Genomic DNA, 16684 nt, shown 5'->3' with positions numbered 1-16684 from the left:
GCGCCGGCCGGGGCGGAGCGGATGGACCGATGGGCCCGGGGCGTCAGCTCAGGGACGCCAGCGCCTCGTTCCACGTGGCGGACGGGCGCATGACCTCGGCGGCCTTCGCCGGGTCGGGCTGGTAGTAGCCGCCGATGTCGGCCGGCTTGCCCTGGACGGCGGCCAGCTCTTCGACGATCTTCTGCTCGTTGGCGGCGAGCGTCTCGGCGATCGGGGCGAACGCCTTCGCCAGGTCCGCGTCGTCGGTCTGCTGGGCCAGCTCCTGCGCCCAGTACAGGGACAGGTAGAAGTGGCTGCCGCGGTTGTCGATGCCGCCGACGCGCCGGGCCGGGGACTTGTCCTCGTTGAGGAAGGTCGCCGTGGCGCGGTCGAGGGTGTCGGCGAGCACCTGGGCGCGGGCGTTGCCCGTCACCTTCGCGTACTGCTCGAGGGACGGCACGAGGGCGAAGAACTCACCCAGGGAGTCCCAGCGCAGGTAGTTCTCCTTGACCAGCTGCTGCACGTGCTTCGGCGCGGAGCCGCCCGCACCCGTCTCGAAGAGGCCGCCGCCCGCCATCAGCGGGACGACCGACAGCATCTTGGCGCTGGTGCCCAGCTCCAGGATCGGGAACAGGTCGGTCAGGTAGTCGCGCAGCACGTTGCCGGTCACCGAGATGGTGTTCTCGCCGCGGCGGATGCGCTCCACCGACAGCTTCGTGGCCTCGACCGGGTTCAGGATCCGGATGTCCAGGCCCTCGGTGTCGTGCTCCGGGAGGTACTGCTCGACCTTGGCGATCAGGTTGGCGTCGTGCGCGCGGGTCTCGTCCAGCCAGAACACCGCCGGGTCGCCGGTGGCGCGGGCGCGGGTGACGGCCAGCTTCACCCAGTCCCTGATCGGCGCGTCCTTGGTCTGGCAGGCGCGGAAGATGTCACCGGCCGAGACCGTCTGCTCGATGAGCGCGGTGCCGTGTCCGTCGACCAGGCGGACCGTGCCCGTGGTGGCGATCTCGAAGGTCTTGTCGTGGCTGCCGTACTCCTCGGCCTTCTGGGCCATGAGGCCGACGTTCGGCACCGTGCCCATGGTGGACGGGTCGAAGGCGCCGTTGGCCTTGCAGTCCTCGATCACGGCCTGGTAGACGCCCGCGTAGGAGGAGTCCGGGATGACCGCGAGGGCGTCGTGCTCCTGCCCGTCCGGACCCCACATGTGGCCGGAGGTGCGGATCATGGCCGGCATGGAGGCGTCGATGATGACGTCGGAGGGCACGTGCAGGTTGGTGATGCCCTTGTCGGAGTCGACCATCGCCAGCTCCGGGCCCTCGGTGAGCTCGGCGTCGAAGGACGCCTTGATCTCGGCGCCCTCCGGCAGGGAGTCGAGGCCCTTGTAGATGCCGCCCAGACCGTCGTTCGGGGTCAGGCCGGCCGCGGCGAGCTTGTCGCCGTACTTCGCGAACGTCTTCGGGAAGAAGGCGCGCACCACGTGACCGAAGACGATCGGGTCGGAGACCTTCATCATCGTGGCCTTCAGGTGCACCGAGAACAGCACGCCCTGGGCCTTGGCCTCGGCGACCTGCGCGGCCAGGAACTCGCGCAGCGCGGCGACCCGCATCACGGAGGCGTCGACGACCTCGCCCTGCTGGACGGGTACGGACTCGCGCAGCACGGTGGTGGTGCCGTCGTCGCCGACGAGCTCGATGCGCAGCGCGCCGTCCTCGGCGATCACCACGGACTTCTCGGTGGAGCGGAAGTCGTTCTGGCCCATGGTCGCCACGCTCGTCTTGGAGTCGGCGGACCAGGCGCCCATGCGGTGCGGGTGGGACTTGGCGTAGTTCTTGACCGACGCGGGGGCGCGGCGGTCCGAGTTGCCCTCACGCAGGACGGGGTTCACGGCGGAGCCCTTGACCTTGTCGTAGCGGGCGCGGATCTCGCGCTCCTCGTCGGTCTTCGGGTCGTCCGGGTAGTCCGGCAGCGCGTAGCCCTGGCCCTGGAGCTCGGCGATGGCGGCCTTGAGCTGCGGGATCGACGCCGAGATGTTCGGCAGCTTGATGATGTTGGCCGCGGGCGTCTTGGCCAGCCGGCCGAGCTCCGCGAGCGCGTCCGGGATGCGCTGGTCCTCGGTGAGGTACTCCGGGAACAGGGCGATGATGCGCCCGGCCAGCGAGATGTCGCGGGTTTCGACGGCGACACCCGCCTGCGAGGCGTACGCCTGGACCACCGGCAGGAAGGAATACGTCGCCAGGGCCGGGGCCTCGTCAGTGTGCGTATAGATGATGGTCGAGTCAGTCACCGGGTGCTCCGCTCCACGTCTGCAACATTGCTCGACATCAAGATATCTCCTGATCGACCTCGTCTCGACAGGGGTCCGTGCCCAGTTTCACGCCACCGATCACCCCGGGGTCCGTCTCCCGGGGGCAGCGCGGCGCGTGGCCGCCCTCCGACTGCCCCGGTCGGCGCGGCGGCGGCCCCGGCCGAAGACCGGCAGCTCCCGGCGAGCCCGCCCTCTCCGGCCCACAGCCGCGTCGCCCCGCCACCGCGCCCGCGCTTTGGCTTCCCGTGAACACCCGGGGCATGGATCCGGCGGGCCGCTGAGCGTCGCGTGGCTCCGGCCGGAAGGCCTGCCGCTCTTGGAGAGCTCGTCTTCTGCGGCTCGCAGTCGCGTCGGCCCGCCGCCTTCGCCTGCGCGTCGGCTTCCGGCGAACGCCCAGGGCATGGATGCGGCGGGCCGTTGTGCCGTCGCGGCGTGGCTCCGGCCGGAAGGCCTGTCGCTCTGGGCCAGCCTCTCTTCTCCGGCCCGCAGTCGCCTCGGTCGCCCGGCCACCCCCGCCGCCTTCGCCTGCGCGTCGGCTTCCGGCGAACGCCCCTGTCATGGTTCCGGCGGCCGCTGTGCGTCGGCGGCTCGCTCCGGTGCGCCCGGTATCCGACCGGCGAGCGGAGCGCCTGCGCACACCGTTCGGCCTCGCCGGTCACCGCCAGGGTGGTGCAGATCACGTCGGCCGACCCGAGGGCGTCGCAGCGGCGCTCAGCGAGGCCTCAGTCGAGCCGGGCCGAGGTGAGCTCGTTCGGCTCGATCTCGCCGGTCCGCTGCTGGGGGATGACGACCCCGCCCTGTTGGAGCGCCACCGTCCGGGCCGGGGCGGGGATGCGGATGCCCTCCGCGCGGTAGCGCTTGTGCAGCCGCTTGATGAACTCGTGCTTGATCCGGTACTGGTCGCTGAACTCGCCGACGCCCAGGATCACCGTGAAGCCGATGCGGGAGTCGCCGAAGGTGTGGAACCGGATGATCGGCTCGTGGTCCGGCACGGCGCCCTCGACCTCGGCCATGGTCTCGGCGATGACCTCGTTGGTCACCCGCTCCACGTGCTCCAGGTCGCTGTCGTACGCCACCCCGACCTGGACCAGGATGGTCAGCTGCTCCTCCGGCCGCATGAAGTTGGTCATGTTCGCCTTGGCGAGCTGGCCGTTGGGGATCACGACGAGGTTGTTGGACAGGTTGCGGATCGTCGTCTGCCGCCAGTTGATGTCCTCGACGTAACCCTCCTCACCACTGCTGAGACGGATGTAGTCACCGGGCTGGACGGTCTTGGACGCGAGGATGTGGATGCCCGCGAAGAGGTTGGCGAGGGTGTCCTGGAGCGCCAGCGCGACCGCCAGACCGCCCACCCCCAGGGCGGTGAGCATCGGGGCTATGGAGATCCCCAGCGTCTGGAGCACCACCAGGAAGCCGATGGCCAGGACCAGGATCCGGGTGATGTTGACGAAGATCGTGGCCGAGCCGGCGACCCCGGAGCGGGACTGGGTGACCGTGCGCACCAGGCCGGCAACCACCCGCGCCGCCGACACCGTCGCCACGAAGATGAGCAGCACCGTCAGCACCTGGTTGGTGTGGTGCTGCACCGTCCGGGTCAGCGGCAGCACCGCCGCCGCGCCCGCCACGCCACCCACCACCGCGGCCCACGGCAGCACGGCCCGCAGCGCGTGCACGATGACGTCGTCCCCGCTCCAGCGGGTGCGGTCGGCGTGCCCGCCCAGCCAGCGCAGCAGCAGGCGCAGCGCGAAGGCCGCCAGCAGGCCCGACGCCAGGGCGATGCCGGCGAAGACCAGATCGTCCGCGGTGAGCGCCCGGTTCACCTGACACCTCCGGGAAGAAGAACTGCGGCGAACGCCGTTGCCCGCCGCCTGATGTGAAGTTTCGTCACGTCGTCACCTGTTCGTCCTGCGGGATGTTCCGTCGTGCCCGGCCACCCTGACCTGCGGTCGGCACGACCGTTCATCCTGCCGCATTCCGTACGGGGTTTCGTACCGGGGAACGGGCCATACCCGGGCGTTCCCGGCCGGGCACTTCGGGGCCTGTCGGGCGGTCAGATGACCTTCAGCCGTACCAGCGCCCCGAGCGTCAGCGCGCCCGGCAGCAGGGGCAGCCAGACCGTGATGACGCGGAAGGCCAGGACCACGGCCGTGGCCACCGCGGCCGGGCCGCCCGCCGCCACCAGCGCCACGACCAGCGCCGCCTCCACCGAGCCGATCCCGCCCGGGGTGGGGACCAGCGCGACGGCGACCGTCGCCGCGAGGTAGGCCACCGCCATGTGCGCGGGCGGCACGTCCAGGCCCATCGCCTGGCCCACCAGTACCAGTACGGCCGCCTGCAACGCGGGGAAGGCGAAGGCCCCGCCCCACAGGGCCAGGGCCCGGGCCGGGCGGGTGTGCACCGAGCGGGCCTCGCCGAGCGCCGTCCGCAGGAAGGACAGCACGGCCGAGCGCACCCGCGGGACCAGGACCGGCACGGCCACCGCGATGACGAGCACCACACCGGCACCGGCCAGCAGCGGGCCGAACGCCGTCTCCGGGACCAGCGTGCCGAGCCGCAGCGCGCCGGGGAACGCGACGAGCAGGGCACCCAGCAGGGCCACCCGGCCGACGCTCTCCGCCAGCAGATACAGCGCGAGAGCCGCCGACGAACGGGCGAGCGGCAGCCCGCACACCGTCATGAACCGCAGGTTGACCGCGCTCGCGCCCAGCCCGGTCGGCAGCAGGTGGTTGGCCGCGCCCGCCGCGAACTGCGTGGCCAGCAGCCGCCGTCGGGGCAGCCGCTCGACGACCGCGCCCTGCCGGGTGCAGGCGGCGGCCACCCAGGTGAGACAGGTCGTGCCGGCCGCGGCCAGCAGCCACGGAAATTCGGCGTTGCCCAGATGCGCGAAACCCTCGGCGAGTACCGACCGGTGTCGCACCGCGACCACGGTGACCAGCAGGAGCGGAAGCAGACACAGGATCTGACGCAGGCGGCGGACCGGGACGCGACGGGGAAGTCGTCCCGGGCGGACTTCGGGGAGTTGTACCGCTGTCACGTCCGCAGAGGCTTCCCACGCCCCGCCAACGGCGGGTTGCGGACGGGCGGACGGCGTCTTACGTACGGGGAGCGGCTGGGAGGAGAGCGTCATCGGGGCCTTTGCGGGGGGACGGGAAGAGGGGGATCGGGCCGATTGTGCGGGATGTCGGGGCGATGTGCGAGCGCCTTGACCTCAAGATTGCTTGAGGTTCTACGGTCCTTCCCATGAGTATGGAGACCACAGCGTGGACACAACTGCACAGCGTCATGAACGCCCAGGAGGAACGCCGCCCCCTCGCCCGCGCCACCCTGCGCCGCATCGGCGTGTTCGCCCGCCCGCACCGGCGCCGCATCGCCTTCTTCGTCCTGCTGGGCGTGGGGACCGCCCTGCTCGCCGTGGCGACCCCCGTCCTGGCCGGGAGCGTCGTCGACGCGATCGTCTCGGACGGCACCGAGGGCACCGTCGTACGCCTGTCCCTGCTCATCGCGCTGATCGCGGTGGCGGAGGCGGCGCTCGGCATCCTCGGCCGGCGGCTGTCGGCGACGCTCGGCGAGCACCTCATCCTCGATCTGCGGACCGCCGTCTTCGACCATGTGCAGCGCATGCCGGTGGCGTTCTTCACACGCACTCGTACGGGCGCCCTCGTCTCCCGACTCAACAACGACGTCATCGGCGCCCAGCGCGCGTTCAGCAACACCCTGTCCGGAGTGGTCAGCAACCTCGTCACGCTGCTGCTCACCCTCGCCGTGATGCTCACGCTGTCCTGGCAGATCACCCTGCTGGCGCTGGTGCTGCTGCCGGTGTTCGTCATCCCCGCGCGGCGCATGGGCAGCCGTATGGCGCGCATGCAGCGGGAGGCGGCGACGCTGAACGCGGCGATGGGCACCCGCATGACCGAGCGCTTCTCCGCACCCGGCGCCACCCTGGTCAAGCTCTTCGGGCGCCCCGAGGAGGAGTCGGCGGAGTTCGCCGAACGCGCCCGCCGGGTCGCGGACATCGGCGTCCGGACGGCGACGGCCCAGGCCGCGTTCATCACCGCCCTCACCCTGGTCTCCGCCCTCGCCCTGGCCCTGGTCTACGGACTCGGCGGCACCCTCGCCCTGCGCGGCACGCTGGAGCCCGGCGCGGTCGTGTCGCTGGCGCTGCTCCTCACCCGGCTGTACGCGCCGCTGACCGCGCTCGCCGGGGCGCGGGTCGAGGTGATGAGCGCCCTCGTCAGCTTCGAGCGGGTCTTCGAGGTGCTCGACCTGAAGCCGCTCATCGAGGAGAAGCCGGACGCGCGCCGGGTGCCCGACGGGCCCGTGGCCGTCGAGTTCGACCACGTCCGCTTCGGCTACCCGTCCGCCGACAAGGTCTCCCTGGCCTCCCTGGAGGAGGTCGCCACGCTCGACGGGCGGGGCGGTGACGAGGTCCTGCACGGGATCTCCTTCCGCGCCGAACCGGGGCAGACCGTGGCGCTCGTCGGCTCCTCGGGTGCGGGCAAGTCGACCGTCGCGCAACTGCTGCCGCGCCTGTACGACGTCGACGAGGGCGCCGTCCGCGTCGGCGGCGTCGACGTCCGCGACCTGAGCGCGCGGTCCCTGCGGGAGACCCTCGGCATGGTCACCCAGGACGGGCACCTCTTCCACGACACCGTCCGCGCCAACCTCCTGCTGGCCCGCCCCACGGCCACGGAGAGCGATCTGTGGGACGCCCTGCGGCGGGCCCGTCTCGACGACCTCGTACGGTCCTTGCCCGACGGACTCGACACGGTGGTCGGCGAACGTGGCTACCGGCTCTCCGGCGGGGAACGCCAGCGCATGACCATCGCCCGGCTGCTGCTGGCCCGGCAGCGCGTCGTCATCCTCGACGAGGCCACCGCCCACCTCGACAACACCTCCGAGGCCGCCGTCCAGGAAGCGCTCGCCGAAGCCCTCGAAGGCCGCACGGCGGTCGTGATCGCCCACCGGCTCTCCACGGTCCGCACCGCCGACCAGATCCTGGTCGTCGAGGCCGGCCGGATCGTGGAAAGCGGCACGCACGAGGAACTCCTGGCGGCGGGAGGGCGGTACGCGGAGCTGTACCGGACCCAGTTCGGCGGGACGCAGAGCACGGCCGTGGACGGGGCGGCCGCGTAACACGCCCCGACCTGGGTGAACGGCTCCGGGCGCGCATCCGTACCCCTGACGAGTACTCCTGCCCGCGAGGGCAGGACAGTCCGCATCCGGAGAGGCGACGTGTCCCAGCAGCAACCGCACGCACGATCCAACCGCCGGCCCCTGTCCCGCTCCCCACGGCTGCGCGCCGCCGCGCCGGCCGTCGCGCTGGTCGTGCTCCCCCTGGTCACCGCCTGCGGTGGCGGTGACGACGCCACGCCGGCCGCCGCCGGCAGGACGGCGACGCCGAGCGGGTCCGCCGCTCCCCCCGCCGGAGTCGTCGCGCCGGCGAAGGTGGAGGTGATCGCCGGCCTGACCGGCTGCGAGGTGAAGATCCGCACGGAGGCCGACGAGTTGCGCGAGGGCGTGTGCCACACCGAGAAGGGGGACTACCTCATCACCACCTTCCCCGAGGAGAAGCTCAAGGAGACCTGGCTGGAGTCGGCCGGCGTGTACGGGGGCACGTACCTCGTCGGCATGCGCTGGGTGGTCAGCGCCAAGCCGGAGACGCTGGAGCCCCTCCGCGCGAAACTCGGCGGCACGATCCGGCAGTTGCGGGGCATCGGACCCGGCCCGAACGCCTCCTGACGTCACCGCGGCCCGAGCCGGCGGACGAGACCGGCGACCTGCTCGTCCTGCCGGGCGAGAAACGACTCGAAGGCACGGCCGGTCTCGAACACGTCTCTCCAGCCGTGCCGGCGGAGCTCGGCCCGCCACTGGCGGGAGTCGTGCAGCTCGGTCAGCGCCTCCACCCAGCGCCGCCGGTCGGTGTCGCTGATGCCGGGCGGGGCCACGATGCCCCGCCAGTTGTCGAAGACCAGGTCGATCCCCGAGGACTTCAAGGTCGGGACACCCGGCAGGACACCGACCGGTCGCTCACCGGTTACGGCCAGGACCCGCAGCCGGCCGCCGCGGATCTGGTCGAGGAACTCGCCGAACCCACTGGTGGCGATGTCGACCCTGCCCTCCAGCAGCGCGGGCAGCAGGTCGCCGCCCCCACCGTCGTACGGCACGTACGCGACCTTCCGCGGGTCGATGCCGACCGTTTGCGCCAGCCGCATCGGCAACAGGTGGTCGGGGCCGCCGACGGATGAGCCGCCGCCCACCCTGATGCTTCCCGGGTCCCTGCGCCAGGCGTCCACCAGCGCGCCGATCGTCCGGTACGGCGATTCCTTCCGGACGACGATCGCGCCGGACTCCTCGACGAGGCGTGCGATCGGGGTGGTTTCGGTGACGGTCACCTCGGACCCGGCCGCGTGCGCGGCGCCCACGACCCCGAGGCCCATCTGGAGGGCGAGATCGCCGTTGCCCTTCTCGTCGGCGAGACGCTTCAGGCCCACCGTGCCGCCGGCGCCGGGCAGATTGAACACCTGTACGTCGGAGGCGATCCCGGTCTCCTCCATGACCCGGGCCGCGGTACGGGCCGTGGTGTCGTAGCCGCCGCCAGGGGTGTTGGGCACCATGAGCCGCAGGTCCCGCGCGGGCCCGTCGCCCGGCCACCCACCGCACCCCCCGGCCGCCAGCAGGACCAGGGCGGCGCAGGCGCCGAGCACGGCGCGTGCGGGACGTCTCATGACACCTCACTTCCGGTTTTCCCTGGCCGGCGTCATGATTGTGCGACTCGGCACACGAGCCGCCCCACCTGTGTCGGCATTGAAGATTGAGTTCATTGTGGTCGCCACCTTTCGTCGCCATTCGCTCGCGGGCGAGATGCTGGTGCTCCAGCTCGCCATCGTCGTGGTGGTGCTGCTGGCGGTCGCCGCGGTCTCGCTCGCCCAGTCGCAGGCCACCTTCAACCGCGTCGAGGGGCGGCGGGTGAGCGCGCTGGCCGAACAGCTGGCCGCCAACCCCCTGGTGCGCAGCCAGCTGGTGCGTCCCGCGCCGGGGGAGACGCTCGCCCCGCTGGTGCACGCCACGCAGGCACAGTCCGGAGTGACCTCGGTGACGGTGGCCGACGCCTCCGGCCGGATCGTCAGCTCCACGAATCCCACGGTGGTCGGCGAGCGGCTGCCCCTGGAGCGCGGTGCCGAGCAGGCGCGGGGCTGGTCGGGGCAGCTGAGGCTGGACGGCAACCGCCAGCTGGCCGCCCAGGTCCCCGTCCTCGGGGCCACGGAGGAGAACCTCGGCCGGATCCTCGGCACAGTGATGATCGGCGAGGCCGACCCGACGGTGTGGCAGCGGCTCAACGGCGCCTCCTCGTACCTGCTCGCCTATCTGGGCATCGCCAGCGGGCTCGGCGTGGCCGGCTCCTGGCTGCTCGCGCGGCGGGTGAAGCGGCAGACCCTCGGGCTGGAGCCGGGGGAGATCGCGGGACTCGCCGAGCACCGGGAGGCGATGCTGTACGGGATCGCCGAGGGCGTCATCGCCCTGGACCCGCAGCACCGGCTCACCCTCGTCAACGACATGGGCCGCCGCCTGCTCGACCTGCCCGAGGACTGCGTCGGCCAGAGTCTGGACGGCCTGGGCATCGACGGACGGCTGCGCGACGTGCTGGCCGGCACCGCCGCCGGCAAGCGGGACGAGGTCGTCGTCCGCCACGGCCGGGTCCTGGTGATGAACCGGATGACCGTCACCAAGGACGGCCGGCTCCTCGGCTCGGTCACCACCCTGCGCGACCGCACCGAACTGGCCCGGCTGGAGCGGGAGATCGGTTCCTTCCGCAGTTCCTCGGAGCTGCTGCGGGCGCAGGCGCACGAGTTCGCCAACCAGCTGCACACCATCTCCGGGCTGATCCAGATCGGCGAGCAGGACGAGGTCGTGCGCTACATCCGCGCGCTGAACCAGCGCCGCCAGTCCCTGGACGTCACCCTCAGCCGCCGCGTCCGGGACACCGCGGTGGCCGCCCTGCTGATGGCGAAGGCGTCCCTCGCGGCCGAACGCAAGGTCAGCCTGCGCATCTCGGACGACACCGCGCTGGAGCGGCTCGCCCCGGAGGACGCCGCCGACGTGGCGACCGTGGTGGGCAACCTCGTGGACAACGCCGTCGACGCCGCGGCGCACGACGGGGACCGGTGGGTCGAGGTGGCGCTGCGGCAGGACGCCTCCAGCGTGGAGATCGTGGTCCGCGACTCGGGGCCGGGCGTGGCTCCCGAACTGGCCCGCGAGGTGTTCTCCCACGGCTTCACCACCAAGGCCGCGCGGGAGGGCGAGCGCGGCATCGGACTGGCCCTGACCAAGCTGGTCTGTGAACGGCACGGGGGAGAGATCTCGGTGGCCAACACCCCCGACGGGGCCGTGTTCACCGCACGCATGACCGTCAGCCACCTCCCCGAAGCGGTGACGGAAGGAGCGGCTCCATGACCGGAACGCGCGACAAGGCGGGCACGATCGACGTCCTGGTGGTCGACGACGACTTCATGGTGGCCCGGGTCCACCGCGCGTTCGTCGAACGCGTCGAGCCGTTCCGGGTCGTCGGCGTGGCCCACACCGGCGGACAGGCGATCGAGGCCGTGGAGGCACTGCGCCCCGACCTCGTCCTGCTCGACCTGTATCTCCCCGACCTCTTCGGCCTCGACGTCATCCCCCGGCTGCGCACCGCCGGCCACGACTGCGACGTCATGGTCATCAGTGCCGCGCAAGAGGCCGACACGGTCCGCGGCGCCGTCCGGCAGGGGGTCGTCGACTACCTCCTGAAACCCTTCGACTTCGAGGATCTGCGCCCCCGCCTGGAGCGCTACGCCGCGCAGCGGGGCCGGCTGCTCACGGCGGTGGTACGGGGCCAGGCCGACATCGACCGGGTGCTGGCCGGGGCGGGCGTCCCCGCACCGGCCCCCGCGCTGCCCAAGGGCATGAGCGTGGAGACCGCCGAACTCGTCGAGCGGGCCCTGCGCGAGGCGGACGGCACCCTTTCCGCCACCGAGTGCGCGGCGCTGACCGGCGTGTCCCGGGTGAGCGCCCGCCGCTACCTGGAGTACTTCCACGGCACCGGCAGCGCGGAGGTGACCCTGCGCTACGGCGTCGCCGGCCGGCCCGAACGACGGTACGCCTGGCGGGCGTGACGCCGCCCTACGGCGAGCCGTTGCCCTGCGGAGGGGCCGGGGCCGGCAAGGGGGAAGGCGCGGGGGCCGGGACGGAGATCGTCGAGGTGCCCGGCTTCTCCGTCGTGTCCTGCGCGATCCGCACGGTGTACAGGCCCGGACTCTGGTCCCGCCACTGCTCCGAGTCCGGGCCGGCGGCCGTGGCGGCGGTCAGGGGGAGCACCACGGCCCCGGTGAGCGCCAGGACCCAGCCGAGGACGGGGCTCAGGAATGTGCCGGCAGTCCGGTGGTACGTGTCGTGGTAGGCCAACTGTCGTCCCGGTGGTTCGACTTGACGTCATGTACTGCCCCCATGGGACTCACTGTCGCAGCAGCCGTCGGGAAAGGGAATCTTGAAACTTAAAGCCCTACGCGCTGCACAGAAGTTTCACAGCCGGCCCTCGGTCAGGGCTGGTTGGTCAGGTAGCCGCCCATGGCGGTGAAGTACTCGGTCGCGGGCAGTTCGCGGCCGTCCTCGGTCCGGACGCGCGTGATGGCCAGGCCGTGGTTGCGGCCGGTGCGGGCGTCGGCTCCGGCGACGATCACCACGCCGTCGCCCTCGCGGTAGAAGATGCGGCCGGGCGTGCCGCCGTACCGCCCCTCGGAGACGACGGCGGCCAGGACCTCCAGGCGCTTGCCCTTGTGGAAGGTGAAGGCGCTGGGGTACGGCTCGGACTGGGCGCGGACCAGTCGCTCCAGGTCCTCGGCCGGCCAGGTCCAGTCGATGCGGCTGTCCTCGATGGACCGCTTGTGGAAGAAGCTGGCCTGGGAACGGTCCTGCCGGGTGAACTCCGTCTGCCCGGAGGCGATGAGGTCGAGCGCGCCGATGGTGACCGGGGCGATGAGGTCGACCGTCTTGTGGAACAGGTCGGTCGCCGTGTCCGTCGGCCCGACCGCCACCGCCTCCTGCCGCACGATGTCGCCGGCGTCGAGCTCGTCGTTCATCATGTGCGCGGTGACGCCCACTTCGGGCTCTCCGTTGATCAGCGCCCAGATCAGCGGCGAGAAGCCGGCGTACTTCGGCAGGAGCGAGTCGTGCACGTTCAGCGTGCCGTGGCGCGGCAGTTCGAAGATGCGCGGCGGAATCCACGTACGCCAGTTGTTGGCCACGATGATGTCCGGGTCGGCCTCCTTCAGGCGCTCGAACAGCTCGTCGTCGTCGGGGCGGTTGCGGATCACGACCGGTACGCCGTTCTCCTCGGCGAGGTCGGCGACCGAGTCGCTCCAGATCTTCTCGTACGCGTGCTCGCTCTTGGGGTGCGTCACGACCAGGACCACGTCGTGCTCGGAGTCCAGGAGGGCTCGCAGGGTGCGGTGCCCCCAGGTCTGGTAACCGAACATGACGACCCGCATGGGGTTCCTCCTCGAAGCAGGGAATGGCCGTGGTCAGTAAAGCAAGGCTTACCTAAGTGGTCAACGGGGCCGGTTTGCGCCTGTGTTGACGATCGCCCCGCTCCGGCGCGTCCGTTTTGTCTATGGACAGCGTCATGGGATGAGCTTAGCCTTACCTAAGTTTTGGGTGGCCTTTTCGGCGTGCCCGACTTCCGTACTTCCCGATGCTCGACCGACGGCTGCCTGCCCAGAAGGGCCGCCGCACCGCACGATGGGAGTGACATGGCACAGGCTCGTCCTGGCGACGCCCCTTTGATCCACGACCTCATAGGCATCGGCTTCGGGCCGTCCAACGTGGCCATGGCGATCGCGCTCAGCGAGCACAACGCCCGCGCCGGTGGGGGAGAGGCGGTCTCCGCTCACTTCTTCGAGCAGCAGCCGCGCTTCGGCTGGCACCGAGGCATGCTGATCGACGACGCGACCATGCAGGTGTCCTTCCTTAAGGACCTGGTGACGCTCCGGAACCCGGCCAGCGAGTACAGCTTCCTGTGCTATCTCAAGAGCAAGGGACGGCTGATCGACTTCATCAACCACAAGAACCTCTTCCCGCTGCGGGTGGAGTTCCACGACTACTTCGAGTGGGCCGCGGGCCAGGTCGACGACATGGTCTCCTACGGCCACGAGGTCGTCGGCGTCATGCCCGTCGTGCGCGACGGTGTGGTGGACCACCTGGACGTGACGGTCCGGTCGGGCGAGGGCCTGGAGGTCCACCGGGCCCGCAACCTCGTCCTCGGTACCGGGCTGCGCCCCCTCATGCCGGAGGGCGTGGAACGCAGCGACCGCGTCTGGCACAACTCCGAACTGCTGGGCAGGGTCGACGCGTTGGAGGGCACCTCGCCCTCCCGGTTCGTCGTCGTGGGCGCCGGGCAGAGCGCCGCCGAGAACGTCGCCTACCTGCACCGGCGCTTCCCCGGGGCCGAGGTCTGCGCGGTCTTCTCCCGCTACGGCTACAGCCCCGCCGACGACAGCGCCTTCGCCAACCGGATCTTCGACCCCGAGGCCGTCGACGAGTACTTCGCGGCGCCGAAGGACGTCAAGCGCCGGCTGATGGACTACCACGGCAACACCAACTACTCCGTGGTGGACATCGACCTGATCGACGACCTGTACCGGCAGATGTACCAGGAGAAGGTCCTCGGCACCGAGCGCCTGCGCTTCCTCAACGTCTCCCGGCTCACCGGTGTCACGGAGACGCCGGACAAGGTCAGGGCCGCCGTCACCTCCCTCGTCACCGGCGAGGAGACCCTCCTGGACGCCGACGTCGTGGTCTTCGCCACCGGATACAGCCCCGCCGACCCCGTCGGTCTGCTCGGCGAGGTGGCCGACCGCTGTCTGCGTGACGACGACGGCCGCGTCCGCGTCGAGCGTGACTACCGCATCGCGACGGAGCCCGACCTGCACTGCGGCATCTACCTCCAGGGCGGCACCGAGCACACGCACGGCATCACCTCGTCCCTGCTGTCCAACACCGCCATCAGGGTCGGGGAGATCCTCGACTCGCTCCTCGACCGGGGCCGCAAGTCCGCCTCCGACGAGGCCCGGACCGTCGCCGACGGAACAACCGGCAGCGCCGCGCGTTAGCTCCGCTGGTGACGCAGTACTCGTCTGCGGGCCGACTGTGGCTGCTCGCGCAGTTCCCCGCGCCCCTTCGGGGCGCTGCCATTCCCGTTGATCAAAGGGATAACGTACGTCGACATGGGCACGATCGCAGTGGAGCGTCCCGCCTCCAAGGCCACAACTGAGGCCCCTCGGCGGCGAGTTGTGGGTCTGGTCACGCTGGTGCTGGTCCTCGTGGCCGCGGGGGCGGTGTCGTTGGCCGTCGGTGCGCGCGCGTTGAGCCCGGGCGAGGTGTGGCACGGGCTGTTCGCGGCACCGGAGTCCGACCAGCGGCTCACCGAGATCAGGCTCATCGTGCAGACCGTGCGGGTGCCCCGGACGGTGCTCGCGATCGTGGCGGGTATCGCCCTGGGGGTCGGCGGGGCGCTGATCCAGGGGTACACGCGCAACCCGATCGCCGACACCGGCCTGCTGGGGGTGAATTCCGGCGCCTCGTTCGCCGTTGTGACGGTGATCGCCGTGTTCGGGCTCTCCGACCCGTTCCAGTACCTCTGGTTCGCCTTCCTGGGGGCGGCGGTCGCCGGGGTCGTGGTCTTCGGGCTGGCGAGCATCGGCCGCGGTGCCGGGAACCCGCTGACGCTCGCCCTGGCCGGGCAGGGGGTCACGGTGTTCCTCGCGGCGATGACCACGGCGATCGCGCTGTCGGACCAGAAGTCGCTGAACGCGCTGCGGTTCTGGAACGCGGGCTCCGTGGCCGGCGTGGGATTCGGCGTCATCTGGCCGGTGACCGGGTTCATCGCGGCCGGACTGGTGCTTGCCCTGATCACGCTGCCCGCCATCAACCTGCTGAACCTGGGCGACGACGTGGCGCGCGGGCTCGGCGTGAACATCGCGCTGAGCCGGACCGTCGGCATCACCGCCATCACCCTGCTGGCGGGCGCCGCGACGGCCGCGTGCGGGCCCATCGCGTTCCTCGGGCTCATGGTGGCCCACGTGGCCCGCCATCTGACCGGCCCCGACTACCGCTGGCTGGTGCCGTACGCGGGTCTGCTCGGCGCCGTCGTCCTCCTCGTCTGCGACATCGTGGGGCGCCTGGTGGTGCGGCCGAGCGAGCTGGACGCGGGGGTCGTCGTCGCCCTGCTGGGCGCGCCGTTCTTCGCGGTTCTGGTGTGGCGCGGAAAGATCAAGAACGCATGAACAGGACAGACGTGAAGCCGTCGGTGGCGCCGGGCGTGCGGCTCGGCCGGGTGTCGTTCGTATGGCGGCCGTGGATCGTGTGCGTCTCGCTGCTGCTCGCGGCGGCGACGTTCCTGGTGCTCTGTCTGTCCATCGGCGTCGGCGACTTCCCCATCGGGCTGCCCCAGGTGATCGCCACGATCTTCGGCCGGGGAGAGCAGGTCGACGAGTTCGTGATCATGGATCTGCGGATGCCGCGGGCCCTGGCGGGGCTCGTCGTGGGTGTCGCGCTGGGGGTGTCCGGGGCGCTCACGCAGTCCATCGCCCGCAATCCGCTGGCCAGTCCGGACGTCCTCGGCATCACGAACGGCGCCAGCGCGGTCGCCGTGTTCCTGGTGACCGTGTCGGGCGGGACGGCCGCGGCGATCGTCAGCTCCGTCGGCCTGTCGGCGGCGGCGCTCATGGGCGGTCTCGGCACGGGCCTGCTGGTGTACTTCCTCGCCTGGCGGCGCGGGATCGACGGCCTCCGGCTCATCCTCATCGGCATCTCGGTGAGTGCCGTGATGGAGGCCCTCACGACCTGGCTGCTGGTCACGGCCGACATCAGGGACGTGGCCCAGGCCCAGGCCTGGCTGGTCGGCTCGCTGGACGACCGGTCGTGGGACGAGGTCCAGGTGGCCCTCTGGGGCACGCTCGTCCTCCTGGTCGTCGTGGCGGGCGCCGCGTTCCAGTTCAAGCCGATGCACCTCGGTGACGACGTCGCCGCGGGCCTGGGGGTCCGTTACGCGGCCGTGCGGGCGGTCCTCCTGCTGTGCGCGGTGCTGCTGGCCGGCGTTGCGGTGAGCGCGGCGGGCCCGGTTCCGTTCGTGGCGCTGGTGGCGCCGCAGGTGGCGATGCGTCTGGCGCGGTGCCCGACGCCGCCCATGGTGGCCTCCGCGCTGGTCGGTGCGCTGCTGCTGACCGGCGCGGACCTGGTCGCGCGCACGGCACTGCCCGTCAGTCTCCCGGTCGGCGTGGTCACCGCGGCGATCGGCGGCCCCTTCCTCGTCCATCTGCTGGTACGGGCGAACCGCAGATAGCTGATACAAAGTCAGGTAAGCCTAAGCAA

At 71.4% G+C, this 16684-nt stretch carries 13 protein-coding genes; 7 read left to right on the top strand and 6 right to left on the bottom strand.

What is annotated here, in order from left to right:
- Nucleotides 1-43 precede the first annotated feature (43 nt).
- The 3 genes from SCNRRL3882_RS04930 to SCNRRL3882_RS04920 form a co-directional block, all read right to left on the bottom strand.
- Nucleotides 44-2263 carry an NADP-dependent isocitrate dehydrogenase gene (locus tag SCNRRL3882_RS04930; protein ID WP_010044861.1) on the bottom strand — a complete coding sequence of 740 codons (2220 nt, stop codon included), beginning with the start codon at nucleotides 2261-2263 and terminating at the stop codon, nucleotides 44-46.
- A gap of 743 nt (nucleotides 2264-3006) precedes the next feature.
- Nucleotides 3007-4104 carry a mechanosensitive ion channel family protein gene (locus tag SCNRRL3882_RS04925; RefSeq protein ID WP_010044862.1) on the bottom strand — a complete coding sequence of 366 codons (1098 nt, stop codon included), beginning with the start codon at nucleotides 4102-4104 and terminating at the stop codon, nucleotides 3007-3009.
- 230 nt (nucleotides 4105-4334) lie between these two features.
- Complete coding sequence (locus SCNRRL3882_RS04920) at nucleotides 4335-5318, bottom strand: lysylphosphatidylglycerol synthase transmembrane domain-containing protein (RefSeq protein ID WP_418952385.1); 984 nt, start codon at nucleotides 5316-5318, stop codon at nucleotides 4335-4337.
- Nucleotides 5319-5530: 212 nt separating this feature from the next.
- Between SCNRRL3882_RS04920 and SCNRRL3882_RS04915 the strand changes: the two genes are divergently transcribed.
- Together SCNRRL3882_RS04915 and SCNRRL3882_RS04910 are read left to right on the top strand one after the other, a co-directional pair.
- Nucleotides 5531-7417, top strand: coding sequence for an ABC transporter ATP-binding protein (locus tag SCNRRL3882_RS04915; protein ID WP_010044867.1), 1887 nt, complete (start codon nucleotides 5531-5533; stop codon nucleotides 7415-7417).
- Nucleotides 7418-7516: 99 nt separating this feature from the next.
- Nucleotides 7517-8023, top strand: a complete 507-nt coding sequence (locus SCNRRL3882_RS04910) for a hypothetical protein (protein ID WP_010044869.1) — start codon at nucleotides 7517-7519, stop codon at nucleotides 8021-8023.
- Between the two features lie 2 nt (nucleotides 8024-8025).
- On the opposite strand, the gene SCNRRL3882_RS04905 is transcribed toward SCNRRL3882_RS04910, so the two are convergent.
- Complete coding sequence (locus tag SCNRRL3882_RS04905; protein ID WP_010044872.1) at nucleotides 8026-9009, bottom strand: Bug family tripartite tricarboxylate transporter substrate binding protein; 984 nt, start codon at nucleotides 9007-9009, stop codon at nucleotides 8026-8028.
- A gap of 97 nt (nucleotides 9010-9106) precedes the next feature.
- Here SCNRRL3882_RS04905 and SCNRRL3882_RS04900 point away from each other — a divergent pair, with 97 nt between their 5' ends.
- Both SCNRRL3882_RS04900 and SCNRRL3882_RS04895 read left to right on the top strand, forming a co-directional pair.
- Nucleotides 9107-10735: a sensor histidine kinase gene (locus tag SCNRRL3882_RS04900; RefSeq protein ID WP_010044874.1), complete on the top strand. Its 1629-nt coding sequence runs from the start codon at nucleotides 9107-9109 to the stop codon at nucleotides 10733-10735.
- Nucleotides 10732-11433, top strand: a complete 702-nt coding sequence (locus SCNRRL3882_RS04895; protein ID WP_010044876.1) for a response regulator — start codon at nucleotides 10732-10734, stop codon at nucleotides 11431-11433. The genes SCNRRL3882_RS04900 and SCNRRL3882_RS04895 overlap by 4 nt, the downstream gene beginning before the upstream one ends.
- Nucleotides 11434-11440: 7 nt before the next feature.
- Here the strand turns inward: SCNRRL3882_RS04895 and SCNRRL3882_RS04890 are convergent, their stop codons facing one another.
- Nucleotides 11441-11722: a hypothetical protein gene (locus SCNRRL3882_RS04890; RefSeq protein ID WP_010044878.1), complete on the bottom strand. Its 282-nt coding sequence runs from the start codon at nucleotides 11720-11722 to the stop codon at nucleotides 11441-11443.
- A gap of 134 nt (nucleotides 11723-11856) precedes the next feature.
- On the bottom strand, nucleotides 11857-12804 hold the full coding sequence (locus SCNRRL3882_RS04885; RefSeq protein WP_010044880.1) for a methionyl-tRNA formyltransferase: 948 nt from the start codon (nucleotides 12802-12804) through the stop codon (nucleotides 11857-11859).
- Nucleotides 12805-13065: 261 nt separating this feature from the next.
- Between SCNRRL3882_RS04885 and SCNRRL3882_RS04880 the strand changes: the two genes are divergently transcribed.
- The 3 genes from SCNRRL3882_RS04880 to SCNRRL3882_RS04870 all read left to right on the top strand — a co-directional run bounded on the left by SCNRRL3882_RS04880 (nucleotide 13066) and on the right by SCNRRL3882_RS04870 (nucleotide 16655).
- Nucleotides 13066-14424: a lysine N(6)-hydroxylase/L-ornithine N(5)-oxygenase family protein gene (locus SCNRRL3882_RS04880; protein WP_029181524.1), complete on the top strand. Its 1359-nt coding sequence runs from the start codon at nucleotides 13066-13068 to the stop codon at nucleotides 14422-14424.
- 114 nt (nucleotides 14425-14538) lie between these two features.
- Nucleotides 14539-15597: a FecCD family ABC transporter permease gene (locus tag SCNRRL3882_RS04875; RefSeq protein WP_029181525.1), complete on the top strand. Its 1059-nt coding sequence runs from the start codon at nucleotides 14539-14541 to the stop codon at nucleotides 15595-15597.
- Complete coding sequence (locus tag SCNRRL3882_RS04870) at nucleotides 15594-16655, top strand: FecCD family ABC transporter permease (protein ID WP_010044884.1); 1062 nt, start codon at nucleotides 15594-15596, stop codon at nucleotides 16653-16655. Before SCNRRL3882_RS04875 ends, SCNRRL3882_RS04870 begins: the two co-directional genes overlap by 4 nt.
- The last annotated feature ends 29 nt before the right edge of the window (nucleotides 16656-16684 follow it).

It is taken from the genome of Streptomyces chartreusis NRRL 3882, from assembly GCF_900236475.1.
Taxonomy (GTDB): domain Bacteria; phylum Actinomycetota; class Actinomycetes; order Streptomycetales; family Streptomycetaceae; genus Streptomyces; species Streptomyces chartreusis_D.
The sequence above is the reverse complement of the archived record's forward strand: the minus strand, read 5'-3'. Positions and strand labels throughout refer to the sequence as shown.

Excerpts from the sequence above, each read along its gene's own strand:
- SCNRRL3882_RS04870 (WP_010044884.1), top strand. The coding sequence starts at position 15,594 with ATGAACAGGACAGACGTGAAGCCGTCGGTGGCGCCGGGCGTGCGGCTC.
- SCNRRL3882_RS04880 (WP_029181524.1), top strand. The coding sequence starts at position 13,066 with ATGGCACAGGCTCGTCCTGGCGACGCCCCTTTGATCCACGACCTCATA.
- SCNRRL3882_RS04915 (WP_010044867.1), top strand. The coding sequence starts at position 5,531 with ATGGAGACCACAGCGTGGACACAACTGCACAGCGTCATGAACGCCCAG.
- SCNRRL3882_RS04905 (WP_010044872.1), bottom strand. The coding sequence starts at position 9,009 with ATGAGACGTCCCGCACGCGCCGTGCTCGGCGCCTGCGCCGCCCTGGTC.
- SCNRRL3882_RS04885 (WP_010044880.1), bottom strand. The coding sequence starts at position 12,804 with ATGCGGGTCGTCATGTTCGGTTACCAGACCTGGGGGCACCGCACCCTG.
- SCNRRL3882_RS04895 (WP_010044876.1), top strand. The coding sequence starts at position 10,732 with ATGACCGGAACGCGCGACAAGGCGGGCACGATCGACGTCCTGGTGGTC.
- SCNRRL3882_RS04875 (WP_029181525.1), top strand. The coding sequence starts at position 14,539 with ATGGGCACGATCGCAGTGGAGCGTCCCGCCTCCAAGGCCACAACTGAG.